General features: G+C 68.5%; 23 protein-coding genes. 10 read left to right on the top strand and 13 right to left on the bottom strand.

Going from position 1 to position 26,522, the window contains the following annotated elements; all coding sequences use genetic code 11:
* Nucleotides 1-109: 109 nt before the first annotated feature.
* Nucleotides 110-1,126: a 1-aminocyclopropane-1-carboxylate deaminase gene (locus tag AC3WQR_RS18655; protein ID WP_062478293.1), complete on the top strand. Its 1,017-nt coding sequence runs from the start codon at nucleotides 110-112 to the stop codon at nucleotides 1,124-1,126.
* Nucleotides 1,127-1,186: 60 nt separating this feature from the next.
* Here the strand turns inward: AC3WQR_RS18655 and pyk are convergent, their stop codons facing one another.
* From pyk to AC3WQR_RS18640, 3 genes are all read right to left on the bottom strand, one after another.
* Nucleotides 1,187-2,635 (bottom strand): pyruvate kinase, encoded by a 1,449-nt coding sequence (gene pyk, locus AC3WQR_RS18650; RefSeq protein WP_062478290.1) that lies wholly within the window; start codon nucleotides 2,633-2,635, stop codon nucleotides 1,187-1,189.
* A 105-nt stretch (nucleotides 2,636-2,740) separates the two neighbouring features.
* Nucleotides 2,741-3,934 (bottom strand): phosphoglycerate kinase, encoded by a 1,194-nt coding sequence (locus AC3WQR_RS18645; protein ID WP_492743109.1) that lies wholly within the window; start codon nucleotides 3,932-3,934, stop codon nucleotides 2,741-2,743.
* Nucleotides 3,935-4,026: 92 nt separating this feature from the next.
* Entirely contained in the window at nucleotides 4,027-4,935 is a 909-nt protein-coding gene (locus tag AC3WQR_RS18640; RefSeq protein ID WP_062478283.1) for a LysR family transcriptional regulator, read from the bottom strand.
* 90 nt (nucleotides 4,936-5,025) lie between these two features.
* On the opposite strand from AC3WQR_RS18640, the gene AC3WQR_RS18635 reads away from it, so the two are divergent.
* Genes AC3WQR_RS18635 through AC3WQR_RS18610 form a run of 6 tightly spaced genes read left to right on the top strand, consistent with a single transcriptional unit; the run spans nucleotide 5,026 to nucleotide 10,552 of the window.
* Nucleotides 5,026-5,580 (top strand): VOC family protein, encoded by a 555-nt coding sequence (locus tag AC3WQR_RS18635; RefSeq protein WP_492743108.1) that lies wholly within the window; start codon nucleotides 5,026-5,028, stop codon nucleotides 5,578-5,580.
* Complete coding sequence (locus AC3WQR_RS18630) at nucleotides 5,573-6,694, top strand: alpha/beta hydrolase family protein (protein WP_492743107.1); 1,122 nt, start codon at nucleotides 5,573-5,575, stop codon at nucleotides 6,692-6,694. The genes AC3WQR_RS18635 and AC3WQR_RS18630 overlap by 8 nt, the downstream gene beginning before the upstream one ends.
* A gap of 7 nt (nucleotides 6,695-6,701) precedes the next feature.
* Nucleotides 6,702-8,360: an FAD-dependent oxidoreductase gene (locus AC3WQR_RS18625; protein WP_492743106.1), complete on the top strand. Its 1,659-nt coding sequence runs from the start codon at nucleotides 6,702-6,704 to the stop codon at nucleotides 8,358-8,360.
* Nucleotides 8,357-8,575: a DUF2783 domain-containing protein gene (locus AC3WQR_RS18620; protein WP_492743105.1), complete on the top strand. Its 219-nt coding sequence runs from the start codon at nucleotides 8,357-8,359 to the stop codon at nucleotides 8,573-8,575. The genes AC3WQR_RS18625 and AC3WQR_RS18620 overlap by 4 nt, the downstream gene beginning before the upstream one ends.
* The gene (locus AC3WQR_RS18615; RefSeq protein WP_492743104.1) at nucleotides 8,572-9,537 is read left to right on the top strand and encodes an MBL fold metallo-hydrolase; all 966 of its coding nucleotides are present in this window, start codon (nucleotides 8,572-8,574) and stop codon (nucleotides 9,535-9,537) included. Before AC3WQR_RS18620 ends, AC3WQR_RS18615 begins: the two co-directional genes overlap by 4 nt.
* 40 nt (nucleotides 9,538-9,577) lie before the next feature.
* Entirely contained in the window at nucleotides 9,578-10,552 is a 975-nt protein-coding gene (locus AC3WQR_RS18610) for a Bug family tripartite tricarboxylate transporter substrate binding protein (RefSeq protein WP_095950494.1), read from the top strand.
* 10 nt (nucleotides 10,553-10,562) lie between these two features.
* On the opposite strand, the gene AC3WQR_RS18605 is transcribed toward AC3WQR_RS18610, so the two are convergent.
* The 5 genes from AC3WQR_RS18605 to def are packed head-to-tail and all read right to left on the bottom strand — an operon-like array spanning nucleotide 10,563 to nucleotide 13,609.
* On the bottom strand, nucleotides 10,563-10,904 hold the full coding sequence (locus AC3WQR_RS18605; protein ID WP_492743103.1) for an AzlD domain-containing protein: 342 nt from the start codon (nucleotides 10,902-10,904) through the stop codon (nucleotides 10,563-10,565).
* Entirely contained in the window at nucleotides 10,901-11,641 is a 741-nt protein-coding gene (locus AC3WQR_RS18600; RefSeq protein ID WP_062478259.1) for an AzlC family ABC transporter permease, read from the bottom strand. The genes AC3WQR_RS18605 and AC3WQR_RS18600 overlap by 4 nt, the downstream gene beginning before the upstream one ends.
* Entirely contained in the window at nucleotides 11,641-12,597 is a 957-nt protein-coding gene (fmt, locus tag AC3WQR_RS18595) for a methionyl-tRNA formyltransferase (protein ID WP_492743102.1), read from the bottom strand. Before fmt ends, AC3WQR_RS18600 begins: the two co-directional genes overlap by 1 nt.
* On the bottom strand, nucleotides 12,594-13,091 hold the full coding sequence (locus AC3WQR_RS18590; RefSeq protein ID WP_095950492.1) for a hypothetical protein: 498 nt from the start codon (nucleotides 13,089-13,091) through the stop codon (nucleotides 12,594-12,596). Before AC3WQR_RS18590 ends, fmt begins: the two co-directional genes overlap by 4 nt.
* The gene (def, locus tag AC3WQR_RS18585) at nucleotides 13,088-13,609 is read right to left on the bottom strand and encodes a peptide deformylase (RefSeq protein ID WP_070063231.1); all 522 of its coding nucleotides are present in this window, start codon (nucleotides 13,607-13,609) and stop codon (nucleotides 13,088-13,090) included. Before def ends, AC3WQR_RS18590 begins: the two co-directional genes overlap by 4 nt.
* 160 nt (nucleotides 13,610-13,769) lie before the next feature.
* Here def and AC3WQR_RS18580 point away from each other — a divergent pair, with 160 nt between their 5' ends.
* From AC3WQR_RS18580 to AC3WQR_RS18570, 3 genes are read left to right on the top strand one after another with little or no spacing between them, the layout of a single operon-like run.
* Nucleotides 13,770-14,993: a LysM peptidoglycan-binding domain-containing protein gene (locus AC3WQR_RS18580; protein WP_095950491.1), complete on the top strand. Its 1,224-nt coding sequence runs from the start codon at nucleotides 13,770-13,772 to the stop codon at nucleotides 14,991-14,993.
* 33 nt (nucleotides 14,994-15,026) lie between these two features.
* A complete protein-coding gene (gene dprA / locus AC3WQR_RS18575; protein ID WP_492743101.1) occupies nucleotides 15,027-16,169 on the top strand; it encodes a DNA-processing protein DprA in 1,143 nt (380 codons plus the stop codon).
* Between the two features lie 59 nt (nucleotides 16,170-16,228).
* Nucleotides 16,229-16,765, top strand: a complete 537-nt coding sequence (locus tag AC3WQR_RS18570; protein WP_492743100.1) for a Smg family protein — start codon at nucleotides 16,229-16,231, stop codon at nucleotides 16,763-16,765.
* Between the two features lie 59 nt (nucleotides 16,766-16,824).
* Here the strand turns inward: AC3WQR_RS18570 and AC3WQR_RS18565 are convergent, their stop codons facing one another.
* From AC3WQR_RS18565 to AC3WQR_RS18545, 5 genes are all read right to left on the bottom strand, one after another.
* A complete protein-coding gene (locus AC3WQR_RS18565) occupies nucleotides 16,825-19,221 on the bottom strand; it encodes a DUF1631 family protein (RefSeq protein ID WP_492743099.1) in 2,397 nt (798 codons plus the stop codon).
* Nucleotides 19,222-19,333: 112 nt separating this feature from the next.
* On the bottom strand, nucleotides 19,334-20,296 hold the full coding sequence (secF, locus tag AC3WQR_RS18560; RefSeq protein ID WP_062478240.1) for a protein translocase subunit SecF: 963 nt from the start codon (nucleotides 20,294-20,296) through the stop codon (nucleotides 19,334-19,336).
* Between the two features lie 18 nt (nucleotides 20,297-20,314).
* A complete protein-coding gene (gene secD / locus AC3WQR_RS18555; protein ID WP_492743098.1) occupies nucleotides 20,315-22,198 on the bottom strand; it encodes a protein translocase subunit SecD in 1,884 nt (627 codons plus the stop codon).
* Between the two features lie 89 nt (nucleotides 22,199-22,287).
* Nucleotides 22,288-22,623 carry a preprotein translocase subunit YajC gene (gene yajC, locus AC3WQR_RS18550; RefSeq protein WP_062478234.1) on the bottom strand — a complete coding sequence of 112 codons (336 nt, stop codon included), beginning with the start codon at nucleotides 22,621-22,623 and terminating at the stop codon, nucleotides 22,288-22,290.
* A 258-nt stretch (nucleotides 22,624-22,881) separates the two neighbouring features.
* Nucleotides 22,882-26,493 (bottom strand): indolepyruvate ferredoxin oxidoreductase family protein, encoded by a 3,612-nt coding sequence (locus tag AC3WQR_RS18545; RefSeq protein ID WP_492743097.1) that lies wholly within the window; start codon nucleotides 26,491-26,493, stop codon nucleotides 22,882-22,884.
* Nucleotides 26,494-26,522 lie beyond the last annotated feature (29 nt).

Here is a 26,522-nt window from a genome sequence, read left to right as displayed (position 1 = left end):
GATCCTGCCTTCTTTTGAGCGACGAAGCCAGCCAACTTCGCAAGCACATTGCAAACCCTTCTTCCTACGATCGACAGCTTCAACCCTCACCGCTTTTGGAGCTGCGTCGATGAACCTGAAGAAATTCCCCCGCCACGCCCTGACCTTCGGCCCCACGCCTATCCAGCCGCTGAAGCGCCTGAGCGCCCACCTGGGCGGCAAGGTCGATCTCTACGCCAAGCGCGAGGACTGCAACAGCGGCCTGGCCTTCGGCGGCAACAAGACGCGCAAGCTGGAGTACCTGATCCCCGAGGCGCTCGAAGGCGGCTACGACACGCTGGTGTCGATCGGCGGCATCCAGTCGAACCAGACGCGCCAGGTGGCGGCCGTGGCCGCGCACCTGGGCCTGAAGTGCGTGCTGGTGCAGGAGAACTGGGTCAACTACTCCGACGCGGTGTACGACCGGGTCGGCAACATCGAGATGTCGCGCATCCTCGGCGCCGACGTGCGGCTGGACGCGGCGGGCTTCGACATCGGCATCCGCCAGAGCTGGGAGCAGGCGATGGCCGACGTGCGCGCGGCCGGCGGCAAGCCCTTCCCGATCCCGGCGGGCTGCTCGGAGCACCCGCGCGGCGGGCTGGGCTTCGTGGGCTTTGCCGAGGAAGTGCGCCAGCAAGAGGCCGAGCTCGGCTTCAAGTTCGACTACATCGTGGTCTGCTCGGTCACGGGCAGCACGCAGGCCGGCATGGTGGTGGGCTTCGCGGCCGACGGGCGCGCCGACCGCGTGATCGGCATCGACGCCTCGGCCAAGCCGCAGCAGACCTACGAGCAGATCCTGCGCATCGCGAAGAACACGGCCGAGCTGGTCGAACTGGGCCGCGACATCACCGAGAAGGACGTGGTGCTCGACCGCCGCTTCGGCGGGCCCGAGTACGGGCTGCCGAACGAGGGCACGCTGGAGGCGATCCGTTTGAGCGCGCGCTTCGAGGGCATGCTGACCGACCCGGTGTACGAGGGCAAGTCGATGCACGGGATGATCGAGAAGGTGCGCCTGGGCGAATTCCCGGCGGGCTCGAAGGTGCTGTATGCGCACCTGGGCGGGGTGCCCGCGCTCAACGCCTACAGCTTCCTGTTCCGCAACGGCTGAACCAGACGGCGCCATGAAAAAGGCCGGCATGTGCCGGCCTTTGCTTTGCTGCGAACGATCTCAGCTCGCTCTGCAGATCTTCAGCATGTTGGTGCCGCCGGGCGCGCCCATCGGCTCGCCGCAGGTGATGGCGTACACGTCGCCGCTTTGCACGATGCCGCGCTTCTTCAGATGGCTCTCGGCCTGGCGCAGCGCGGTGTCGCGGTCGCTTTCCGAATCCATGAGCAGCGGGCGCACGTTGCGGTACAGCGCCAGCTTGCGCTGCGTGGCCAGGCGCGAGGTCAGGGCGTACATGGGGATGTGCGCGCGGTGGCGGCTCATCCACAGGATGGTCGAGCCCGATTCGGTCAGCGCCACGATGGCCTTGGCGCCCAGGTGGTGCGCCGTGAACAGCGCGCCCATGGCGATCGACTGGTCGATGCGGCTGTAGGTCTTGCCGCTGAAGTCGGCGTCGAGCGTCTTGTCTTCGGCGGCCTCGGCGGCTTCGCAGATGCGGCTCATTTCCTGCACGGTCTCGAGTGGGTAGCGGCCCGAGGCGGTTTCGGCCGAGAGCATCACGGCGTCGGTGCCGTCGAGCACGGCATTGGCCACGTCGCTCACCTCGGCGCGGGTGGGCACGGGGTTGGTGATCATCGACTCCATCATCTGGGTCGCGGTGATGACCACCTTGTCCATGTCACGCGCCATGCGGATCATCTTTTTCTGCAGCGCCGGCACGGCGGCGTTGCCCACTTCCACGGCCAGGTCGCCACGGGCGACCATGATGCCGTCGCTGGCGCGCAGGATTTCTTCCAGCTTCGGAATGGCCTCGGCGCGCTCGATCTTGGCGATCATGCCGGGCTTGTGGCCGTACTCGGCGGCCGCCACGTTGCACAGCTGGCGCGCCATTTCCATGTCGGTGGCGTTCTTGGGGAAGCTCACGGCCACGTAGTCGGCCTGGAAGCTCATCGCGGTCTTGATGTCTTCCATGTCCTTGGCCGTCAGCGCGGGCGCCGTGAGGCCGCCGCCCTGCTTGTTGATGCCCTTGTTGTTCGACAACTCGCCGCCCAGCTTGACGGTGGTGTGCACCGCTTCGCCCTTGACGCCATCGACCGTGAGCACGATCAGGCCGTCGTTCAGCAGCAGCTTGTCGCCGGGCTTCACGTCGCGCGGCAGGTCCTTGTAGTCGAGGCCGACGGCATCGACATCGCCCAGCTCGGTGCGCGAGGCGTCGAGCACGAACTTGGCGCCCGGCTCCAGCCAGATCTTGCCCTGCGCGAACTTGCCGACGCGGATCTTCGGACCCTGCAGGTCGGCCATGATGGCCACTTCGCGGCCGGCCTTGCGGGCCGCCTCACGCACCATGGTGGCGCGGTCGATGTGGTCCTGGGCCGTGCCGTGGCTGAAGTTCAGCCGCACCACGCTGACCTTGGCCAGGATCATCTGTTCCAGCAATTCCGGCGTGCTGGAGGCGGGGCCGAGGGTGGCGACGATCTTGGTGGCGTGGCGGGGGATGCGGTCCGAGCTCATGAAGGGGGTCTCCGTTTTGTATTCGCTACTGTATACACTTTGTGTGTCGAACGGAAGTCAGTCGCCACGGGGGATTTCCCTCCCGTGGCCGGACCGCCGCCGGAATCAGCCGGCTGCGCGCTTGGCCAGGATCTCGAAGGCCGGCAGGGTCTTGCCCTCCAGCACCTCGAGGAAGGCACCGCCGCCGGTCGAGATGTAACCGACCTGCTTTTCGATGCCGTACTTGGCGATGGCCGCCAGGGTGTCGCCGCCGCCGGCGATCGAGAAGGCGCTGCTTTCGGCAATGGCTTGCGCGATGGCCTTCGTGCCGCCCGCGAAGGCGTCGAACTCGAACACGCCCACGGGGCCGTTCCAGACGATGGTGCCGGCTTCGCGCAGCTGCGCGGCCAGGATGGCCGAGGTCTTCGGGCCGATGTCCAGGATCAGGTCGTCCTCGGCCACATCGGTGGCGGCCTTGACGGTGGCGGGCGCGTCGGCCGCGAAGGTCTTGGCCGTGACCACGTCCACCGGGATCGGCACGTCGGCGCCGCGCGCGCGCATGGCGTCGATCACGGCCTTGGCCTGGTCGAGCAGGTCGGGCTCGGCCAGCGACTTGCCGATCGAAAGGCCCGCGGCCAGCATGAAGGTGTTGGCGATGCCGCCACCGACGATCAGCTGGTCGACGTTGGCCGACAGGCTCTTGAGGATGGTGAGCTTGGTGCTGACCTTCGAGCCCGCCACGATGGCGACCAGCGGGCGCTTGGGCTGGGCCAGCGCCTTGGTGATGGCGTCGATCTCGGCAGCCAGCAGCGGGCCGGCCGCGGCCACCTTGGCGAACTGGGCGATGCCGTAGGTGGTGGCTTCGGCGCGGTGGGCGGTGCCGAAGGCGTCGTTCACGTAGATGTCGGTGAGCGCGGCCAGCTTGCGGGCCAGCGCTTCGTCGTTCTTCTTCTCGCCCTTGTTGACGCGGCAGTTCTCTAGCAGCACGACCTGGCCGGGCTTGACGTCGACGCCGTCGACCCAGTCGGCCACCAGCGGCACTTCACGACCCAGCAGCTCGCCCAGGCGCTGGGCGACGGGCGCCAGCGAGTCTTCGGGCTTGAACTCGCCCTCGGTCGGACGGCCCAGGTGCGAGGTGACCATCACGGCCGCGCCGGCGTCGAGCGCCAACTGGATGCAGGGCACCGAGGCGCGGATGCGCGTGTCTTCGGTGATGCGGCCGGCATCGTCCTGCGGCACGTTGAGGTCGGCACGGATGAAGACGCGCTGGCCGGCGGCCTTGCCTTGCGCACAGAGGTCGGTGAATCGAATGACGTTCATGGGTCTGAGGATGGTGAAAGACGGGACTGCCCGCATTGTAGTTTTCGCCCTCTGGCGCCCCTGCGCGTCTCTTGCGGGGCAGTGATGCTTTTTCAGGCCTTCGGCTGCGCGGTCGCGAACTGTTCGAGGATGCCGACGAAACTCGCCGCCGCGGGCGACAGCGAGCGCCGCGCCGCGCTGTACACGCACACCTCGCGGTGGAAGTCGGGCGACTCGAGCCGCACCATCTGCAGCCCGTGCGCGCGCACCAGCGACGCCGAGTAGGTCGGGCACACGGTCAGCCCCAGCCCCGAGGCCACCATGCCCAGCGCGGTGGTCATGTACGACACCTCCTGGGTGCCCGGCCGCATCAGGAAGGCGCGCTCCTCGGCCCCCAGCTCGGGCAGCACGCGCTGGCGGAAATCGCGCGTGGGCGCGATGAAGGTGTAGGGCCCCAGTTCGTGCCAGCGCACCTTGCGGCGCTTGGCGAAGGCGTGGCCAGGCGGGCAGATCAGCCAGTGGCGGTCGCGAAACAGCGTGCGGCGCTCGATGGCGGCGGCGTCTACCGCCACGTCCTGGCCCACGGCCAGCTCGACGTCGCCGGCAGCCACGCCCAGCAGCAGGTGCTCGGGCAGCGTGTCGGCCAGGCGCACGTCCACGTCGGGGTACGCCTCGCGGTAGGCGGCGATCACGCGCGGCATCAGCGTGCAGGCCATGAGCTGCGGCGCTGCAAGCCGCAACAGCCCTTTCTTCTTGTCACGTAGGTCGGTCACGCCCGCGACCGCGCTCGTGAGGTCGCCGAGCAGCCGGTGCACCGAGGGCAGGAACTCGCGCCCCGCCTCCGACAGCTGCACGCGGCGCGTGTTGCGGTCGAGCAGCTGCACGCCCATCTCGCGCTCGAGCTCGCGCACCAGCACGCTGAGCGCCGACTGCGTGAGGTGCAACTGCCCGGCAGCGGTGGTGAAGCTGCCGGTTTCGGCCACGGCGGCGAAGGCGCGCAGCTGGCGCAGGGTGAGGTTCATATATATGGTTATTTCATCAATCGATGAATTAATTTCGATTGCATCATAAGACGCGGCATTGCCCAATCGCGGCCTCAACGGAGACACGACATGCCGACGACCGCCACCCCCACGGCGCCCCCACCCATTCGCGGGCTGCACCACTTCGCCTGGCGCTGCCGCGACAGCGAGGAAACCCGCCACTTCTACGAAGACCTGCTGGGCCTGCCGCTGGCCCACGTCATCAAGAACGACCACGTGCCGAGCACGGGCGAGTACTGCCCCTACGTGCACATCTTTTTCCAGATGCGCGACGGCGCGTACATCGCCTTCTTCGACCTGGGCGACGACACCGCCGCGCTGCCCTCGCCCAACACGCCTTCGTGGGTGAACCACATCGCGTTGCGCGTCGACTCGGTGGCCGACCTGCTGGCCGCCAAGGCGCGGCTCGAAGGCGCGGGCATCGAGGTGCTGGGCGTGACCGACCACCACATCATCGAGTCGATCTACTTCTTCGACCCCAACGGCATCCGCGTGGAACTCACCACGCCGACCGTGCCGCAAACCGAAATGGACGCGCACGCGCGCCATGCCCATGCCGACCTCGACGCGTGGACCACGCGCAAGGCGGCGCTTCGCGCAGCGAAAGGCGCGTCGCATGTCTGAGCTGCAACTCGCCGTCATCGACGTGAAGCCCGGCGCGGCCATGGACAGCCAGTCGGGCCTGCAGCTGCTGCGCCCGCGCATCTACGGCGCCTTCCGCGCGCCGCCGGGGCCGAAAAAGATCGCGGCCATCGTGATGCACCCGACCAGCAACTTCATGGGCCACTACCTCATCGGCCCGCTGGCCGAGCGCGGCATCTGCTGCATGGGCCTGAACTCGCGCTTCGTCGGCAACGACACGGTGCTGCTGATGGAGCGTGCGATTCAAGACCTGGGCGCCGGCGTGCAGTACCTGCGCGCGGCCGGCTACGAGAAGGTGTTCCTGGTCGGCAACTCGGGCGGCGCCGCGCTCTCGGCCTTCTACCAGGCGCAGGCCGAACAGCTCACCGCCACGCACCTGCCCGACGGCGATCCGACGCACCTGCACCCCAGCGACCTGCCACCCGTGGACGGCCTCGCGCTGTGCGCCGCGCACCTGGGCCGCACGCGGCTCATGCGCGACTGGATCGACCCTTCGGTCACCGACGAGCACGACCCGCTGTCGGTCGACCCCGCGCTCGACATGTACGACCCGCGCCACCGCGTGCCCTACGAGGCCGACTTTCTCGCGCGCTTCAGCGCGGCGCAGAAAGCGCGGATGGACCGCATCGAGCAGTGGTGCCTCGAGCGCCTCGCGCTGCTGCGCGGCACACCCGGCGCGCCGCGCGACCAGACCTTCGTCGTCTACCGCACGCACGCCGATCCGCGCTGCGTCGACCTGTCGCTCGATGCGAACGCGCGCCTGCCCGGCAGCGTGTGGGGCGATGCGCGGCAGGTGAACTATTCGGCCAACGCGATGGGCCGCACCACCTCGCTCACCGCGTTCCTCTCGCAGTGGTCGTCGCGCTCGCAGGCCGACGGGCCGACCAACCTCGCGCGCACCACGGTGCCGAAACTGCTGCTGACCTACACCGGCGACCAGTCGACCTTCCCCAGCACGCGCGACGCCTGGATGGCCGCGGGCGGCGCGCGCATCCGCAACGTCGACATCGTCGGCGGCAACCACTACCTGGCGGGCCAGCCCGAGCTGATCCCGCAAGCGGCCGATGCCATCGCCGAGTTCGCGCACGCGCTGTAGAAGAGCCATGGAAAACTTTGCATTCGCACCGGCCTACGAGTTGCCGGTCTGGCCCTTCACGCCACCGCCCGAACTCGGCAGCGCGCAGGTGGTGCGCCACCCGGTCGTGATCGTCGGCGCCGGCCCCTCGGGCCTCACGCTGGCCTGCGACCTCGCGCAACGCGGCGTGCGCGCCGTGCTGCTCGACGAAGACGACACCGTGGGCGTGCGCGGCGCTTCGTCGCGCGGCATCTGCTACGCGCAAAAGAGCCTGGAGATCTTCGAGCGGCTGGGCATCTACGAACGCATCGCGGCCAAGGGCGTCACCTGGTCGTTCGGTCGCACCTTCTCGGGCGACCAGGAGGTCTACAACTTCAACCTGCAGGCCACGAGCGTCTCGAAGCAGCCGCCTTTCGTGAACCTGCAGCAGTTCTACATCGAGTGGTTCCTGGTCGATCGCATCCTCGAGCTCGGCGTGACCGACCTGCGCTGGAAGAGCCGCGTGACGCGCGTCGAGCCGCTGGCCGACGGCGTGCGCATCGACGTCGAGACGCCCGCCGGCAGCTACACGATCGAGGCCGACCACCTGATCGACGCCACGGGCGCGAACAGCCCGATCCGCACGCAGCTCGGCGTGGCATCGCACGCCTCGCGCAGCACCGACCGCTGGTGCATCAGCGACGTGCGCTTCGAGAAACCGTTGCCGACCGAGCGCTGGACCTGGGTCGACGCGCCCTTCAACGAAGGCCGCGGCGTGTGGCAGCACCTGATGGCCGACGGCGTGTGGCGCATCGACTACCAGATGCCCGAGGACTGCGATCCCGCCGAGATCAGCCGCCCCGAGGTGGCCGGTGCGCGATTGCGCGAACAGCTCGGGCCCGACGTGGCGTTCGAGTTCGTGTGGATCGGCCCGTACGGCTACCGCGACCACCTGCTGGAGCGCTTCCGCCACGGCCGCGTGTGCTTCATCGGTGACGCAGCGCACGTGGTGAGCCCCTTCGGCGCGCGCGGCGGCAACACCGGCATCCAGGACGCGGCCAACCTCGGCTGGAAGCTCGCGCTGGTCGCGCAAGGGCAGGCCGGCGACGCACTGCTCGACAGCTACGACGCCGAGCGCCGCCCGGCCGCGCAGGAGAACCTGACGGTCACGAGCCGATCGGCGCGCTTCCTCGCGCCGCGCTCGCCGGCCGAGCACACGCTGCGCCGCGCCGTGGTGGCGCTGGCCAAGCGCCACACCTTCGCGCGCGCGCTGGTCAACACGGGCCGCATGTCGGTCGCCAACGACTACCCCGCCGCACCGCTGCTGCCCGAAGGCGCGCGCACGGTGCAGAACCTGCCGCTGTATTGGGCCGACGGGCGCGAGACCACGCTGATGCAGCTGCTGGCCGAGGGCACGCAGTGCCTGGGCCTGTGGTTCGCACCGACGCGCGCGCAGGCGCAGGCCGCATGCGATGCGACGGCCGCACTGCCGCTGCGCCTGCTGGCCGTGGGCGGCGACAGCGGCCTGCCGACCTTGCAGGCCGACGAGACGCTGGCGCGCCACCTCGGCATCGACCCCAGTGCAGCGGGCGGCTTCGTGCTCGTGCGCCCCGATGCCTACCGCGCTGCGCTCCTTGCGCAAGCCACCCCCGACACGATCGCCGCCGCCATCCGCACGGCGCTCGCACTCCCCGCTTCGTCCTCATGATCACCGAGCCCCGCATCCCCGACCCCGACGGCTTCTACGCCGCGCTGCTGGCCGCGCACGAAGGCCGCACCGAGGCGCAGAGCGCCGTCCTCAACGCGCGCCTCGTGCTGCTGCTGGCCAACCAGTGCGCCGACCAGGCGGTGCTGCTCGCGTGCATCGACGCGGCAGCCGAGGCCGAAGAAGACATCCCCACGACCACGACAACACCTCCATGACCGCCACCGTCTCTTTCGCTTCCGCCTCCGACACCCGCGAGCAGAAGCCCCGGCTGCAGGAACTCGCGCCGGGCGCCTACGGCTACATCAGCGACTTCGACCCCAACTGCGGCTTCGTCGTCGGCGACGAGCAGGTGGTGCTGATCGACACCCGCCCCACGCCGCGCATGGCGCGTGACTTTCTCGCAGCGATCCGCAGCGTGACCGACAAGCCGATCCGCACCATCGTGCTCACGCACTACCACGCGGTGCGCGTGATGGGCGCGAGCGCCTTCGACGAGGTGCAGGAGATCGTCGCCAGCAACGGCACGCTCGACTGGATCCGCACGCGCGGCCAGGCCGACTTCGAGTCGGAGGTCGGCCGCTTCCCGCGCCTGTTCGCGGGCGTGGAAGAGATTCCGGGCCTGACCTTCCCCACCACGGTCTTCGAACGCGAGATGACGCTGCTGCTGGGCGACGGCCGCGAGTTGCGGCTCATGGCGCTGGGCCGCGGCCATTCGAGCGGCGACACCGTGGCCTGGCTGCCCGACAGCGGCGTCCTGTTTGCGGGCGACGTGGTCGAAAACCACTGCGGCGTGTACGCGGGCGACGCCTACATCGGCGACTGGGCCGGCACGCTCGACGCGGTGCGCGCGCTCAAGCCGCGCGTGCTGGTGCCCGGGCGCGGCGCAGTGCTGCAGGGCGAAGCCGCCTGCGCCGAGGCGATCGGGCTCACGAAGGACTTTCTCTCGACGCTGCTCGACAGCGTGCGCGCGGGCATCGCCGCGGGCGAGACGCTCAAGGGCTGCTTCGCGCGCGCCGAGGCGGCCATGACGCCGCGCTTCGGCGGCTGGCCGGTGTTCCAGCACGTGCTGCCCTTCGACGTCTCGCGCGCCTACGACGAGCTGCGCGGCATCGAGCACCCGGTCGTGTGGACCGCCGAGCGCGACCGCGAGCTCTGGCAGGTCCTGCGCGGCACCTGAGCCGCCCTCTTTTTCAACAAAGCAACGGAGACAACAAACGATGAAGCGCTTCCTTCCCCTGCTGGCCGCGACCCTCGCGCTCGCCGCCGCATCCTTCGCGTCGGCGCAGCCTGCGGCCTACCCCAGCCAACCCGTGAAATGGATCGTGCCCTACGTGGCCGGCGGCGGCACCGACAACCTCGCGCGCTCGCTGGCCGAGGCCATGCAGCCCTCGCTCGGCCAGCCGCTGATCATCGACAACCGCCCCGGCGCGTCGACCAACATCGGCGTGTCGGTGATGATGCAGGCCAAGCCCGACGGCTACACGATCATGCAGGCCGAGAACGCGGCGCTGCTGTTCAACGAGCACATGTTCGCCAAGCTGCCCTACAAGCCGGCGACCGACTTCACCTACATCGGCACCATCGGGCGCTTCCCGGTGGCGCTGGTGGTGCACCCCGACTTCCCCGCGAAGAACGTGGCCGAGTTCGTGCGCTACGTGAAGGCCAACCCCGACAAGGTGAGCTACGCCTCGCCCGGCAATGGCTCGCCGCACCACATGGCGATGGAGCTGTTCAAGCAGAAGGCGGGCCTGACGATCACGCACGTGCCGTACAAGGGCGCCGCGCCCGCCATGACCGACGTGATGGGCGGCCAGGTGCCGACGATGATGCTCGACCTGGCCTCGGGCCTGCCGATCATCAAGTCGGGCAAGGTGCGCGTGCTGGCCATCGCGCTGCCGCAGCGCGCCAGTGCGTTGCCCGAGGTGCCGACCTTCGTCGAGGCCGGCTTCAGCGACGTCAACGCCTACGCCTTCCACGGCCTGATCGGCCCGGCCGGCATGCCACCCGAGGCCGTGGCGCGCATCAACACCGAGCTGCACAAGGCGATGAAGGCACCGAAGGTGGTGAAGCTGTTTGCGGAGTTCGGCTTCGAGGCGCTGCCCGGCACGCCGCAGGACTTCTACAAGCTCTCGCGCGCGGAGAGCGAGCGCTGGGGCAACATCATCAAGACCGCCGGCGTGAAGCTCGACTAGTCTGAGCCGATCACCAGCCCAAGCCGAGGTGCAGGGGCAGGTAGACGGCCATGCCGGCCAGCATCGTGCCGAGCACGCCGCGCCGCCAGAAGTAGTAGGCGCCGCCGACGACCGCCGCATAGAGGCGGGCGTCGTGCAAGGTGGTGATCAGGTGGCCCTGCGTCATCACGATCTCGGGCGCGATCACGCCGGCCAGCGCGGCGGCCGGTGCGTAGTGCAGCGCACGATGCGCCCACTCGGGCAGGCCCCAGGGCCGGTCGAGGATGAAGAAGAAGCAGCGCGTGAGCACGGTGACGGCCGCGAGGCCGGCGATCACGGCAATGGACCACCAGTCGGTGCCGCCGGCGTTCACTTGTCGTCCTCCGCGTCGGGGTCGAGCCCGAACTGCTTTTCGAGCCAGAAGCACAGCAGCACCGCCACGCCGATCGCGACCACGATGTTGAGCTTGAGCGGCAGCGCATAGGCCGCGACCGCCGTGGCGCCCGCGATGAGCGCGGCCAGCACGCGCAGCCGCGTCGTCGCCATCGAGCAGACGATGGCCACCAGGCTCAGCACGCCGGCAAAGCCCAGGCCCCAGGTCTGCGGAATGAGGTTGGCCAGCGCGATGCCCAGCAGGCTCATGCCCATCCACGCGCACCAGGTCACGAAGTAGTTGCCGGTGAGGTAGGCCTCTTGTGCCAGCCGCTCGGCGGGCGTGGTCGGCGGGGCCGTGTACTGCTTCGTGAAGAGCGCGTAGCTCAGGTCGGCCGTCAGGTAGCCGTGCAGCAGGCGACGCCAGCGCGGCATGTGCATGAGGTAGGGCCGCAGGTGCAGGCTGAACACCACGAAGCGCAGGTTGACGCAGAAGCCCGTCGCCAGAATCACCCAGGCCGGCGCGCCCGCGGCCAGCAGCGGGATGGCGGCCAGCTGCGAGCTGCCGGCGTAGACGAACAGGGTCATCGCCACGGCCTCGAGCACGCTCATGTCCGACTTGACCATGGCGACGCCGGTCATCAGGCCCCAGGCGCCGATGCCGAGCGCGGCCGAGGCCATGTCGCGCATGCCAGCGCGGAACTCGGGCTGGCGGCGCAGCGTGGGCGAGAGGAACATCAGCCGAAGACCTGGCCGGCCTTCAGGTCGAAGCCGCGCAGGAAATCGGCCGCGGGCAGGCGCTTGCCGCCCGGGCGTTGCAGTTCGGTGAGCACCACGGTGGCGTCCGACGCCGCCACGGCGACGCCCGTTGCATCAGCCGAGACGATGGTGCCGGGCGCGGCGCCTGCAGGGCCGGGCGCCACGTGCGCAGCCCAGAGCTTGACGGTCTCGCCGCCGAGCGGGCTGTTGGCGCCGGGGAACGGATCGAAGGCCAGCACGCGGCGCACGATGGCAGCGGCCGGCTGCGTCCAGTCGATCAGCGCTTCATGCTTCTCGACCTTGTGGGCGTAGGTGATGCCTTCGGTGGGCTGCGGCGTGCGAACCAGCTGGCCGATCTGCGCCAGTGCCTCGACCACCATGCGACCGCCGAGCGCGGCCAGCCGGTCGTGCAGGCGGGCGGTGTTCTCGCCGGGCGCGATGTCGATCGCCTCGCGCAGCAGCATGTCGCCGGTGTCCAGGCCGGCGTCCATCTGCATGATGGTGATGCCGGTCTGTGCGTCGCCGGCCTCGATGGCGCGGTGGATCGGCGCCGCGCCGCGCCAGCGCGGCAGCAGGCTGGCGTGGATGTTGAGGCAGCCGTGCGCCGGCAGGTCGAGCACCCACTGCGGCAGGATCAGCCCGTAGGCCGCGACCACCATCACGTCGGGCTGCCACGCGAGCAGCGTGTCGCGCGCGGCCGTGGCCTCGTCGGGGTACTTGCCGTCCAGCCGCAGGCTGCGCGGCTGGGCCACGGGCCAGTTGTGGGCCACGGCGCACTGCTTGACGGGCGACGCCTGCAGCTTCATGCCGCGGCCGGCGGGCCGGTCGGGCTGGCTCATCACGCCGACGATGTCATGGCCGGCGGCGGCGATGGCCTCGAGGGCGACGCGCGCGAACTCGGGCGTGCCCGCAAAAACGACTTTCAACGCGCTCAATCCCGGATCCGTTCGAATTCGAGGTCATCCCCCGTGTGGTACCGGCGCACCACGCCGGTGGGGTCGATGTAGATATAGAGCATGCGGCGCTCGTTGATGGCCTTGTAGCGCCAGGTCCAGACGGTGCCGTCGAAGGAGCTGACGCGGCTGATTTCGTAGGGCTTGCCGTAGAAGGCCAGCACCTCGTTCTGGCGCCAGCGGTCGACCTGGATGTCGTGGTCGAAGCGCGCCTCGGTGAGCACCTGGGTCACCGAGACGACCTTGCCGGACGCGTCGAGGTCGATGTCGACCACCTCGAAGCCGGCCGGCATGCGCGAATATTGCAGGCGCTCGCCGCCGCCGTTGAGCGGGTAGCGGCCGGTGGGCGCGCCCAGGCGCTGCAGAGTCTCGGCGGCCGAGGTGCCGGGCTGGATGCGCGTGGGTTCGCTGACGCAACCCGCCAGGAACAGCAGTCCGGCGGCGGCCAGCGAGGACCACGCAGCCCGGTGGCTCATGCCCGTGCTTCTTTCATGTCCTCGCGCTGCTGCTTGAGGAGCTTGCTCTTGATGCGGTTGCGCTTGAGCGGCGACAGGTATTCGACGAACACCTTGCCCATGAGGTGATCGAGTTCGTGCTGGATGCACACGGCCAGCAGGCCGTCGGCCTCGATGGTGTGGGTGTTGCCGTCGGCGTCGAGCGCCTGGACCTTCACCGAGGTGGAACGCATCACGCCGTCGTAGATGCCGGGCACCGAGAGGCAGCCCTCTTCATTCAGCACTTTTTCGTCGCTGGCCCAGGTGATTTCCGGGTTGATGAGCACGATCGGCTCGTTGCGCTCTTCGGAGACGTCGATCACGACCACGCGCTCGTGCACGTCGATCTGGGTCGCGGCCAGGCCGATGCCGCTCGCGTCGTACATGGTTTCCAGCATGTCGGCGACCAGCGTCTTGATGCGCGCGTCCACGCCCTGCACCGGCTTGGCCACCGTGTGCAGGCGCTTGTCGGGGTAACTCAGAATGATTCGTTTGGCCATGAAATCGGGGGGAAGTTGTGGCTATTTTCGCCAATTCCGCGACGCGTCGCGGCGCATTGACGCGAAAACGTTGCCCTTGCAAGGGCTTCGGGCGCAGAATTCGTAGCAAATTGTGAGATTCGTATGCGCCACGATACTTCGTGCGCTCACCCATCCAGACATGACACAGCCCAGCTCCACCGAACACCAGCGCCCGACCCTTTTTGCCTTCTGGACGGCCGCCCTGGCGGTGGCCGGCAGTTGCGGCGCCACGGCGGCCTGGGCGCAGACGACCTACCCGGTCACGCCCCAGCAGCGCGCCACCGCCCAGCAGACCGCCCAGGCCGGCGTGCCGCTGAGCGAGCTGTCGCCGAAAGCGCCCGACGAGTACACCGTCAAGCCCGGCGACACGCTCTGGGCCATCTCACGCCTGTACCTGCTGCGCCCCTGGCGCTGGCCGGAGCTGTGGGGCATGAACATCAACGAGATCCAGGACCCGCACCGCATCTACCCGGGGCAGGTGCTGTACCTGGACAAGAGCGGCGGCCGCGCCCGCCTGACCACGCGCCGCGGCGTCTCTGGCGGCGACGGCGGCACCATCAAGCTGTCGCCGCGCACGCGCTTCGACTCGCTCGCCGGCATGGCCCTGCCCACGCTCAACCCGAGCCTGATCGAGCCCTTCCTCAGCGAACCCATCGTGGTCGACGCCAACACGCTGGACGCCGCGCCGCGCATCGTGGCCGGCAACGACAGCCGCGTGCTGCTGTCGCGCGGCGACCGCGCCTATGCGCGCGGCAATGCCGAGTCGCCGCTGGTCGAGAAGCCGGGCCCGGTGCAGCACTACCGCATCTTCCGCAGCGCCACGCCGCTGAAAGACCCCGGCACCGGCGAAATCCTCGGCTACGAGGCGCAGTACCTGGGCAAGGCGCAGCTGCAGCGCGGCGAATCGACCACCATCGAGACGACCGGCGACAAGGACGTCATCACCGTCGTGCCGGCCAGCATCGACATCATCGCGTCGCGCGAGGAAATGCGCGCCGGCGACCGCCTGCTGCCCGAGCCGCCGCGCCAGCTGCTGAGCTACGCACCGCGCGCGCCCTCCACCCAGGTGGACGGCCGCATCGTGTCGGTCTACGGCAATGCCGTGCAGTACGCCGCGCAGAACCAGGTCGTGGCCATCAACAAGGGCACGCGCGACGGCGTCGACAACGGCCACGTGCTGGCCATCTTGAAGAACGGCGAGACCATCCTCGACCGCACCGGTGCGCGCAAGGAAACCATCAAGCTGCCGAACGAACGCATCGGCCTGCTGATGGTGTTCCGCACCTTCGAGAAAGTCTCGTACGCACTCGTGCTCGAAATCAACGACACTCCCCGCGCCGGCGACTTCCTCGTCAATCCCTGACACGCGCCTGAGGCTTCTTTCTCGCACACTCGTTTGGAACGCGCAGAACTCGCAGGCTGGCTGCGACTTTCACTGACCCCAGGCGTCGGCGACGGCGCCGCACGCCGCCTGCTGGCGGCCTTCGGGCTGCCTGACGCGATCTTCGCGCAGCCCGAGGCAACGCTGTGCGAAGTCGTCAGCACCGCCCAGGCCGCCGCACTGAAACAGCCGCCCTCCGGCCTGCAGGCGCAGGTCGACCAGACCTGGCAATGGCTGCACCCCGCGGACGACCCCACCGGCGGCGCCATCACGCGCCGCGTCGTGACGCTCGGCGACACCGGCTACCCGAGTTCGCTGCTCGAGATGGTCGACCCGCCGCTGATGCTCTACGTGCTCGGCGCCGCCGCCTTCGACCTCACGCAACTCGGCCGCAGCCTGGCCGTGGTCGGCAGCCGCAACCCGACGCCGCAGGGCGCCAGCCACGCGCGCGCCTTCGCACGGGCGCTGGGCGAAGCGGGCCTGCCCGTGGTCTCGGGGCTGGCGCTCGGCATCGACGGCGCAGCGCACCTGGGCGCGCTCGACGCGGCCGGCGACGCTCCGGTGCTCGCCACGGTGGCGGTGGTCGGCACCGGCCTGGACCGCGTGTACCCCGCGCGGCACCGCGACCTGGCGCACCGCATCACGCTGCAGGGACTGATCGTGAGCGAGCTGCCGCTGGGCACGCCGCCGCTCACGCAGAACTTTCCCAAGCGCAACCGCCTGATCGCGGGCCTGGCGCGCGGCACGCTGGTGGTCGAAGCGGCACTGGCCTCGGGCTCGCTCATCACCGCGCGCCTCACGTCGGAGCAGGGCAAGGAAGTGTTCGCGATCCCGGGCTCGATCCACTCGCCGCAATCGCGCGGCTGCCATGCGCTGATCCGGCAAGGCGCGAAGCTGGTCGAGTCGGTGAACGACATCCTCGAAGAGCTGCCGCCGCTGGCGCCAGCCGCTCGCACGGTTGCCAGCGACACGCCTTCGCCGGCCCCGGAGCATCCGCTGCTCGATGCCCTCGGCTTCGACCCGGTGAGCCTCGATGCGCTGAGCGCACGCACCGGCTGGAGCGCGGCCCAACTGCAGGCGAAGATGCTCGAGCTTGAACTCGACGGGCATGTCTCGCGGCTGCCCGGTGGCCTGTTTCAAAGAGCCGCCGTCGGCTGACACGCGAAGTGCACGAAAGCCTGGGGACACACGACAGATTCCTCGGCTATATTGGGCCCATGTTCGAAGTGCTCGTGTTTGTGTATGAAAACTACTGGCGCGGCGATGCCTGCCCCGAACCCGAACAGCTGGGCCGCAAGCTCAGTGCGCACGGCTTCGAGGCGGACGAGATTCGCGACGCCCTGCAGTGGCTCGACGGCCTGAGCCTGGCCACACAAGGCCTGCAGTTCGAACCCCAGGCCAGTGAAGGCGATGCCGACAACGCCATCACCACTGCCCGCGTCACGCTGGGCGGCGCGCCCGATGCGGCGCTGCCCCAGTCGAGCCAGTCGATGCGCGTGTACTCGCCGTCGGAGCAGGAACACCTCGGCGCCGAGTGCCTCGGCTTCATCCGTTTTCTCGAACTGTCGAACGTGCTGCCCTGCGGCCTGCGCGAGATCGTCGTCGAACGCGCGATGGCCGCACCGGGTGACCCGGTGGCATTGGACGAACTCAAGATCATCGTGCTGATGGTGCACTGGAGCACGGGCATCGAGCCCGATGCACTCGTGCTCGACGAGCTTTGCGAGAGCCGCGAAGGCCGAACAGCACACTGAGCTCGCCCCCAAGGCAGTTCACGCTCTCCCCGGAACAGACGAGAACAGCTGCGAGCTGATCAGTTCAGCAGTCGCTCGGGATTCGCATCGAGCTTCGCCAGCGCCTCGCGCGTCGCGCGTGCGGTGAGCGTTTCTTCCTCGGCCGGCACCAGCAGGCCAGCCTGCAAGTACATCGCCAAGCGCCCAGCTTGGATGAGAAAGCTGCGGCCGTCGGCCGAGGCGAACAGGTGCAGCTGCTTGCGGTCGCTGCGCCAGACGAACTGGACCTGCGTGACGCGGTCGTTGTGGTCCAGCATGAACCAGTTGCCGACCTGCAGCTCGTGGGTCCACGCGAGCATGTCCTCGGCCACCTTGACGCCGGCGGTGTCGGAAATGACCTCGATCGCGGTCGCGTCCACGCCGAGCAGCAGTTCGATGCTCTGCGCGTCCAGCGGCAGGCTGGAGGCGCTGCCGTCGTCGGTCACGAAGTCTTCCAGGTGCGCCAGCCGCTCGGCCATGGCCTCGATCTTGGCCTGCGGAATGGCTTCGGTCTTCGACATGAAGGCGTCGGTGAGCGTGGCGCCGATGGTCTTGATGTGGCCTTCCTGCGGCTCGCCGACGATGCCCAGCAGGTCCATGCCCTGGCGCAGGCGCTGCAGCAGCTGCGGCAGGTCCTGGATCACGCGGGCGCGGTCGGCGCGGTTGGGCTTGGCGCTGGCGGCCCAGACCAGCTCGGAGGCCACGCGCTTGAGCATCACGGTGTGCTCGCCCTGTGCGCCGTAGCGCAGCGCGGCGATGGCCAGCACCTCGGCCCAGACCTTGAACAGGAACTCGCGGATCTCGTCGCGCACCGGCATGTCGTTGAGCATCTTGCGCAACTCGATGGTGTACTGGATCGCCATCGTCTCCTTCTGCTCGACCTGCTGCGCCACGCTCATGACGCGCTGCGTGGCGTCGCTCTGCGTGAGGTAGCGGCTGAGGAAAGCGACGAACTCGTCGAACACCAGCTTGAACACGCGCTGGCCGGTTTCGGGGTACTGCTCGATCACCTGCACCACGCGCTTGATCTCGTTTTCGAGCGCGCTGCCGGTGATGGCGGCGGCGTCGAAGCCCATCACGCAGGAACCCATGCGGTCGATCAGCATGCGCGCGGGGTGCTGCAGGGTGCCGAAGAATTCGGGCTCGGCGATGGCCACGCGCAGCACGGGCATCTGCAGCCGCGCGAACCACACGCGGGCGGAGAACGGGATGCGCTCTTCCGCGAGGATGGCCTGGAACATCAGCGCCACGATCTCGACCGTGGCCTTGTCGGCCGTGGTGGGCGCGCGCTTCTTGAGCTCGGCGGTGCGCCGGCGCAGGTCGACCGCGGTCTGCTGGATCAACGTGGCCTGCTCGCCACCGCCGTCGATGTACTGCGTGGCCGCCATGCGGTAGGCGACCTCGGCATCGGCGATGGCGCCGGCAAAGGTGCGTGAAAACACGCGGGGCGCGGCCACGCCGCCGCCGGTGCCGGTCGTGCCTCCGCCCGGTTGCGAGGCGCCGGCCTCGCCGCCGATGCGCGCGGCGACAAAGCGCTTGAGGCTCAGCAGCGCGGTCTGCGCGCGCTGCCGCGCGAAGGCGAGCGGCGAGCTGCCCATCATCGAACTGGAGGCCGGCCCCGACGACGGCACGGACGCCGCATGCGAGGCCTGGAAAGCGAAGCCCGGACGCTGCGGCTGCGATGGCTGCTGGCCGTGCGGCACGGCCGCACCTGCCGGCGAGCCCTGCCCCATCGGCATGCTTGACGACACCGGCATGCCCATGGAGGACGGGCCGCCGCCCGAATCGCCCGTGCGGCGCACGAAGCTCTTGAGGTCGATTTCGGGCATCACGCCCTGCGCGATCAGGAAGGCGTTGGCGCTTTCGTAGGCCTTCACGACCACGTCCGCCAGCGCCTGCTGCGCCGTGCCCTGCACGCGGCCCCAGGCCTCGCGGCTCAGGCCGGCGGCCAGCCACTGTTCCACCAGCAGCTTGGCCAGGGTCTCGGGTTTCAGCACGTCCCGGGCATCGAGCTCGTGCGTGCCTTCGAGGTGCTGGATGCGCAGGCGCAGGTCGCTGAGCTCGAAGCTGGCCTTGTCGTGGATGGTCTGTGCCAGGCGCGAGGCGAGGATGTTGCTCTCGACCACCTCGTCGCCGATGAGTTCCAGCCGCAGCGCCGCGGGGGCCGACGAGGTGCCGCCCGCCGGGCCCGTGCCCAGCGCCTTGCGCCAGCCGGTCTGCGCCAGCGACACCCACTGCGAGGCATGGCCCTGGAACGCCACGAGGTCGTCGCGGCTTTCCTGCATGGTGCGCGCGCTGCCGACATCGGAGGCCACCGCGGTCAGCCGGTCGCGGATGGCCTGGGCCAGCGGAGCGATCGCACCTTCCGTGGCCGCCACGAAACGCTCACGCGCCTCGCGTGCGAGCTGCAGGGAAGAAGCGGACCGCGCAGTGCTCATTGATGGATCGGAAAGGCCGGAGAGAACGGTTCATCGGCGACAGCCCCGAGCTTGCATCGGGATGCGCCACCGCACAAGTGCGGGTGACGCGAAGCTGGCGCCGAAGTATCCCTCAGACGACGGCGCCGGCGTTCGGGTCGTCGCCGCCGGAGTCGCCGTCGCGCTTGACCGGCGGGCCCTTGATCAGGTCTTCACGCTTCACGCCCAGCCACATCGCGATCGCGGCGGCCACGAAGCACGACGAGTAGATGCCGAAGCAGATGCCGATGGTCAGCGCCAGCGCAAAGTAATGCAGCGTGGGGCCGCCGAAGAAGAACATCGACAGCACCACGAGCTGCGTGGAGCCGTGGGTGATGATCGTGCGGCTGATGGTCGAGGTGATCGCGTTGTCGATGACTTCGGTGGTCGTCATCTTGCGGTAACGACGGAAGTTCTCGCGCACGCGGTCGAAGATCACGACCGACTCGTTCACCGAGTAGCCCAGCACCGCGAGCACCGCCGCCAGCACCGCCAGCGAGAACTCCCACTGGAAGAAGGCGAAGAAGCCCAGGATGATCACCACGTCGTGCAGGTTGGCCAGCACGGTGGACAGCGCGAACTTCCACTCGAAGCGGAACGCCAGGTAGATCATGATGCCGATCACCACCATGGCCAGCGCCTTGATGCCGTTGGAGGTCAGCTCGTCGCCGACCTGTGGCCCGACGACCTCGATGCCGCGCTGCGTGGCCGACGGGTCGACCGACTTCAGCGCCTGCATGACCTGCGCGCTCTGCTGGTCGGAGCTCATGCCCTTCTGGGTGGGCAGGCGGATCTGCACGTCGCGCGAGGTGCCGTAGTTCTGCACCTGCACTTCGGGATAGCCGAGCTTGGTGACGGCCTCTCGCACCTTGCCGATGTCGGCCGATTGCTCGTAGGCCACTTCCATCACCGTGCCGCCGGTGAACTCCACCGACAGGTGCAGCCCGCGGTGGAACAGGAAGAACAGCGCCAGCGCAAAGGTTGCGAAGGAAATGATGTTCAGCACCAGGGCATGGCGCATGAACGGGATGGTCTTGTGGATGCGGAAGAATTCCATGGCGATGGTCCTCGGCCGTTACTTGGTGTCGACCACGGCCGTGCCGTCGGTCTTGGGCCGCCAGACGGTGCCGATCGACACAGACTTGAGCTTCTTCTTCTGGCCGTACCAGAAGTTCACGAGGCCACGCGAGAAGAACACGGCGGAGAACATCGAGGTGACGATGCCGATGCAGTGCACCACCGCGAAGCCGCGCACCGGGCCCGAGCCGAAGGCCAGCAGCGCGATGCCCGCGATCAGCGTGGTCACGTTCGAATCGAGAATCGTGCCCCAGGCGCGGTCGTAGCCCGCGTGGATGGCGGCCTGCGGCGAGGCGCCGTTGCGCAATTCTTCGCGCACACGTTCGTTGATCAGCACGTTGGAGTCGATGGCCACGCCGATGGCGAGCGCCATGGCCGCGATGCCGGGCAGCGTGAGCGTGGCCTGCAGCATCGAGAGAATGGCGACCAGCAGCATCAGGTTCACGGCCAGCGCGATCGACGAGAACAGGCCGAACAGCGCGTAGTAGGCACACATGAAGACCATGATGGCCAGGAAGCCGTACATCACGCTCTTGAAGCCTTTTTCGATGTTGTCGGCGCCGAGCGTCGGGCCGATCGTGCGCTCCTGGATGATCTCCATGGGCGCGGCCAGCGAGCCGGCGCGCAGCAGCAGGGCCAGGTCGCTGGCTTCGGCCACCGTCATCGAACCCGAGACCTGGAAGCGGTTGCCCAGTTCGCCGTTGATCGACGGGGCCGTGAGCACTTCGCCCTTGCCCTTCTCGAAGATCAGCATGGCCATGCGCTTCTTGTAGTTCTCGCGGCTGACGTCGCGCATGATGCGACCGCCCTTGGCGTCCATGGTCAGGTCGACCTTGGGCTGGTTGCTCTGCTGGTCGAAGCCGGGCTGGGCGTCGGTGAGGTTCTCGCCGGTGACGAGCACCTGCTTCTTCACGATCACCGGGCGGCCACCGCGGTCGAGGAATTTCTCGGAGCCGAAGGGCACGGGCGCGCCGCTCAGCTCGGCCGCGCGGCCTTCGGAGCTTTCGTCGACCATGCGCATTTCGAGCGTGGCGGTGCGGCCCAGGATTTCCTTGGCCTTGGCCGTGTCCTGCACGCCGGGCAGCTGCACGACGATGCGGTCCAGGCCCTGCTGCTGGATCACCGGCTCGGCGACGCCGAGTTCGTTGATCCGGTTGTGCAGGGTCGTGATGTTCTGCTTGAGCGCGGCGTCCTGCAGGCGGCGGGCCGCCTCGGGCTTGATGGTGGCGGTCAGGCGCCAGTTGGTGCCGTCTTGCGTGTCGGTGGTGCTGAGGTCGGGGAACTGGTCCACGATCAGGCGCTTGGCGGTCTCCAGCGAGGCCGCGTCGCGGAAGGTCACCTCGACGGTCTGGCCGTTGCGGCTGACCTGGGTGCCGCGGATGCTCTTGTCGCGGAAGGTGGTGCGCAGGTCGCTCGCGAACGATTCGGCCTTCTTGTCGATGGCGCCCTTCATGTCGACCTGCAGCAGGAAGTCGACGCCGCCGCGCAGGTCCAGGCCCAGGTACATCGGGAACGCATGCAGCGACGTGAGCCACTTGGGCGAACGCGACAGCAGGTTCAGTGCCACCGTGTAGGGCGGGTCGCTGGCGTCGGGCACCAGGGCGCGCTGCACGACGTCGCGCGCCTTGAGCTGGTCGTCGGTGGTGGTGAAGCGGGCGCGCAGCGAGCCGGCGTCCATCGTCACCAGGTCGGGCGTCAGGCCGGCCGCCTTCAGCGCCTCCTCGACCCGGGTCTGGGTGGCGGCATCGACCTTGACGGTCGTCTTGGCCGCGGACACCTGCACCGCGGGTGCCTCGCCGAAGAAATTGGGCAGGGCGTAGATGAGCCCCACGAGCAGCACGATCACGATGATCGTGTACTTCCAGACCGGGTAACGGTTCATGAGAAGGCGCTTTTCACAAGCGTTTCAGAAATGGAACACGGCGTGACTTGGGGCCCTGCGCCCTGAAGCGCAAGGTTCAGCTCACGCTTTTATTGCTTGACGGCGCCCTTGGGCAGCACCTGGACCACCGCGCTGCGCTGGATCTTGATCTCGACGCCGTTGGCGATTTCCAGGCCGAGGTACTGGTCGTTCAGCGAGGTGATCTTGCCGAGCACGCCGCCGGCCGTGGCGACTTCGTCACCCTTGGCCAGGGCTTCGATCATGGCGCGGGCCTCTTTCTGGCGCTTCATTTGCGGGCGGATCATGACGAAATACAGCACCACGAACATCAGCACCAGCGGCAGCATGCTGCCCAGCGAAGACAACATGTCGCCACCACCGGCGGCTGCGGGCGCGGTTTGAGCGAAAGCAGAGGAAATGAACAAGAGAGTCTCCAGCAGAGGGAAGAGAGAAGAAAAAGACTTCAGATGCGCGGGCCGGGCCCGCGGTTCCGCGCCCACGAGGGATGCGGGCCGCAAGTCAAAGGCTCGGCGGGGGAGGCCGCGCGCAGTCGGGCATTGTATTCGGCGCGGATGGCCGTTTCGCGCCCTTATCCGGCGCACCCCCGAGGGCTTTCAGCTATCGTTTAAATAGCAAAGAGCGCCGCAGGGGCGCTCTTTGTCAGGGGAAACGGGCCTGTCGGATCAGGCCGCTGCGCGCTGCGCCTGGGGGTTGCGCCACTTGCCCATCAGCTCGGTCCAGCGGGTGCGGGCCGCCGCGAGGTTGCGCTCCTTGACGTGGCCGTAGCCGCGGATCTGCTCGGGCAGGCTCGCGATCTCCAGCGCCAGCGCGTGGTTGTCGGCGCGCAGGCCCTTGAGCACTTCCTCGATGCTGGCGCGGTATTCGCCGATGAGGGCGCGCTCGGTCTTGCGCTCTTCGGTGCGGCCGAAGACATCGAGCGCCGTGCCGCGCAGGCCCTTGAGCTTCGCCAGGAAGCGGAAGCCCGTGAGCATCCAGGGGCCGAACTTCTGCTTCTGCAGCTGGCCCTTGGTGTTCTTCTTGGCCATGAGCGGCGGCGCCAGGTGGTAGTTGAGCTTGTAGTCGCCCTCGAACATGCCCTCGACGCGGTCCAGGAAGGTGCGGTCGGTGTGCAGGCGGGCGACTTCGTACTCGTCCTTGTAAGCCATGAGCTTGAACAGGTAGCGCGCCACCGTTTCGGCCAGGCCCGTGCTCTTGCCGACGGCCGACTCGACCTGCTGCACGCGGCCGACGAAGGCCTTGTATTCCTCGGCGTAGGCGGCGTTCTGGTAGCCGGTCAGGAACTCGGCGCGGCGAGCGACGAGCGCCTCGACCGTCTCGCGCTTCTTGAACTCGATGACCTGGCCCGGGCGCACCCGCTTTTGCAGCTCATCGGGACGCACGGCGGCCTGGCGGCCCCACTCGAAGGCGGTCTTGTTGTTCTCGATGGCCACGGCGTTCAGCTCGATGGCGCGCATCAGCGACTCGTGCGCCAGCGGCACCCAGCCCTTTTGCCAGGCGTAGCCCAGGATCATCGGGTTGACGTAGATGGTGTCGCCCATCAGCGCGGTGGCGGCGGCATCGGCGTCGAAGGCGCCCAGGCCGTCGATGCCCACGGCGCGCGCAATTTCAGCGGCGCAGGCGTCTTCGGGGTTCTGCCAGTTGGCGTTGCGCACGAAGGCGGCAGTGGGCGCGCTGTGGCTGTTGAGCGCCACGTGCGTGCGCCCTTCGCGCATGCGCGCCATGGTCTCGGCGTTGATCGTCACCAGCGGGTCGCAGGCCAGGATCAGGTCGGCCGCCGCGGTGCCCACGCGGGTGGTGCGGATGTCGTCCTGCGTGTCGCCGATGAGCACGTGGCTCCAGGTGGCGCCGCCCTTTTGCGCCAGGCCCGCCGCGTCCTGCGTGACGATGCCCTTGGCCTCGATGTGCGCGGCCATGCCCAGCAGCTGGCCGATGGTGATCACACCCGTGCCGCCGACGCCGGCGACCACCACGCCCCAGACCTTGCCGCCCGCGAGCGACGGAATGGCGGGCTCGGCCAGCAGGCCGAACTCGGCCGGCGTGGCCGCCTTGTTCTTGCCCTTCTTCTTGAGCTGGCCGCCCTCGACGGTCACGAAGCTCGGGCAGAAGCCCTTCAGGCAGCTCATGTCCTTGTTGCAGCTGCTCTGGTTGATGGTGCGCTTGCGGCCGAATTCGGTTTCCAGCGGCTCCACCGAGAGGCAATTGCTCTGCACGCTGCAGTCGCCGCAGCCTTCGCAGACCAGCTCGTTGATGACCACGCGCTTGGCCGGATCGACGGCCGTGCCGCGCTTGCGGCGGCGGCGCTTCTCGGTGGCGCAGGTCTGGTCGTAGATGATGGCCGTGGTGCCGGCCATGGCGCGGAACTCGCGCTGGATGTCGTCGAGCAGGTCGCGGTGCTTCACCTGCACGTGGTCGCCGGGGATGTTCACGCCCTCGTACTTCTCGGGCTCGTCGGTGACGATCACGACCTTCTTCGTGCCCTCGGCGTGCAGGCTTTCTGCAATCTGCAGCACCGAGTGGCCCTCGGGGCGTTCGCCCACGGTCTGGCCGCCGGTCATGGCGACCGCGTCGTTGTAGAGGATCTTGTAGGTGATGTTCACGCCCGCCGCGATGCTCTGGCGAATCGCCAGCAGGCCGCTGTGGAAGTACGTGCCGTCGCCCAGGTTCGCGAAGATGTGCTGGTCGGTCGTGAAGGGCTGCTGGCCCACCCATGGCACGCCCTCGCCACCCATCTGCGTGAAGCCGATGGTGGAGCGGTCCATCCAGGTCGCCATGAAGTGGCAGCCGATGCCGCCCATCGCGCGCGAACCTTCGGGCACGACGGTGCTGGTGTTGTGCGGGCAGCCCGAGCAGAACCAGGGCTGGCGCGTGGCGTCGGCCACGCTGGTGGAGGCCTGCTGCACCACCATCGCGCGCTCCTTGGCCTCGAGGATGGCGAGTTGCGCGTCGATGCGGGCGGCCATGTCGGCGCCGGCGGCGGCCAGCAGGCCGGTCTTCTTGAGGCGCGCGGCGATGGCCTTGGCGATGAGCGCCGGGTTCAGGTCGGCGTTGGCGCGCAGCAGCGTGTGCGAGGTCGGGTTGGGCATCGACCATTCGCCGCCGGAGTAACCGTCGTCCGTGGAGCTCGCGCCTTCGTCGAACTTGCCGACCACGTTGGGGCGCACGTCGGAGCGCCAGTTGTAGAGCTCTTCCTTGAGCTGGTATTCGATGACCTGGCGCTTCTCCTCGACCACCAGGATTTCCTGCAGGCCGGTGGCGAATTCGCGCGTGAGCTGCGCTTCGAGCGGCCACACCACGCCCACCTTGTGCAGGCGGATGCCCAGCTGTCGGCAGGCCGCGTCGTCCAGGCCCAGGTCGATGAGCGCCTGGCGCGTGTCGTTGTAGGCCTTGCCGCTGGCCATGATGCCGAAGCGGTCGTTCGGGCCTTCGATCACGTTGTGGTTCAAGCGGTTGGCGCGGATGTAGGCCAGCGCGGCGTACCACTTGTAGTGCATGAGCCGGGCTTCCTGCTCCAGCGCATGGTCGGGCCAGCGGATGTGCAGGCCGCCGGGCGGCATCTCGAAGTCGGTCGGGATGACGATGTCGACGCGCTCGGGGTCGATCATGGCCGTGGCGCTGGACTCGACGATTTCCTGGATCGTCTTCATGCCCGACCACACGCCCGAGAAACGGCTCAGCGCGAAGGCGTGGATGCCCAGGTCCAGGATTTCCTGCACGTTGGCCGGGAAGAACACCGGCGTGCCGCAGGCCTTGAAGATGTGGTCGCTCTGGTGCGCGGCCGTGCTGCTCTTGGAGATGTGGTCGTCGCCGGCCACCGCGATCACGCCGCCCCAGGCGGTGGTGCCGGCCATGTTGGCGTGCTTGAAGACGTCGGAGCAGCGGTCCACGCCCGGGCCCTTGCCGTACCAGATGCCGAAGACGCCGTCGAACTTGTTGGTGCCCTGGGGCGAGAAGCCCAACTGCTGCGTGCCCCACAGCGCCGTGGCCGCGAGCTCTTCGTTCACGCCGGGCTGGAAGACGATGTTCTGTTCCTTGAGGAACTTGCTGGCCTTCCACAGCGCCTGGTCGTAGCCGCCGAGCGGGGAGCCGCGGTAGCCGCTGATGAAACCGGCGGTGTTCTTGCCGACCTGCTTGTCGCGCAGGCGCTGCAGCATCGGCAGCTTGACCAGGGCCTGCACCCCGCTCATGAAGGCGCGCCCGTAATCGAGGCTGTATTTGTCGTCGAGCGTGACGGTTTCTAGCGCGCGGCGAATGTGCTCGGGCAGCGGGGCGTTCATGTTCTCTGTCTCCGTATTGGCAGGGCTTT

The sequence above is a fragment of the Variovorax sp. FW305-3-2-15-B-LB1 genome (assembly GCF_058787635.1).
Note: the sequence above shows the minus strand (reverse complement) of the source record. Positions and strands in the feature narration are given on the sequence as shown.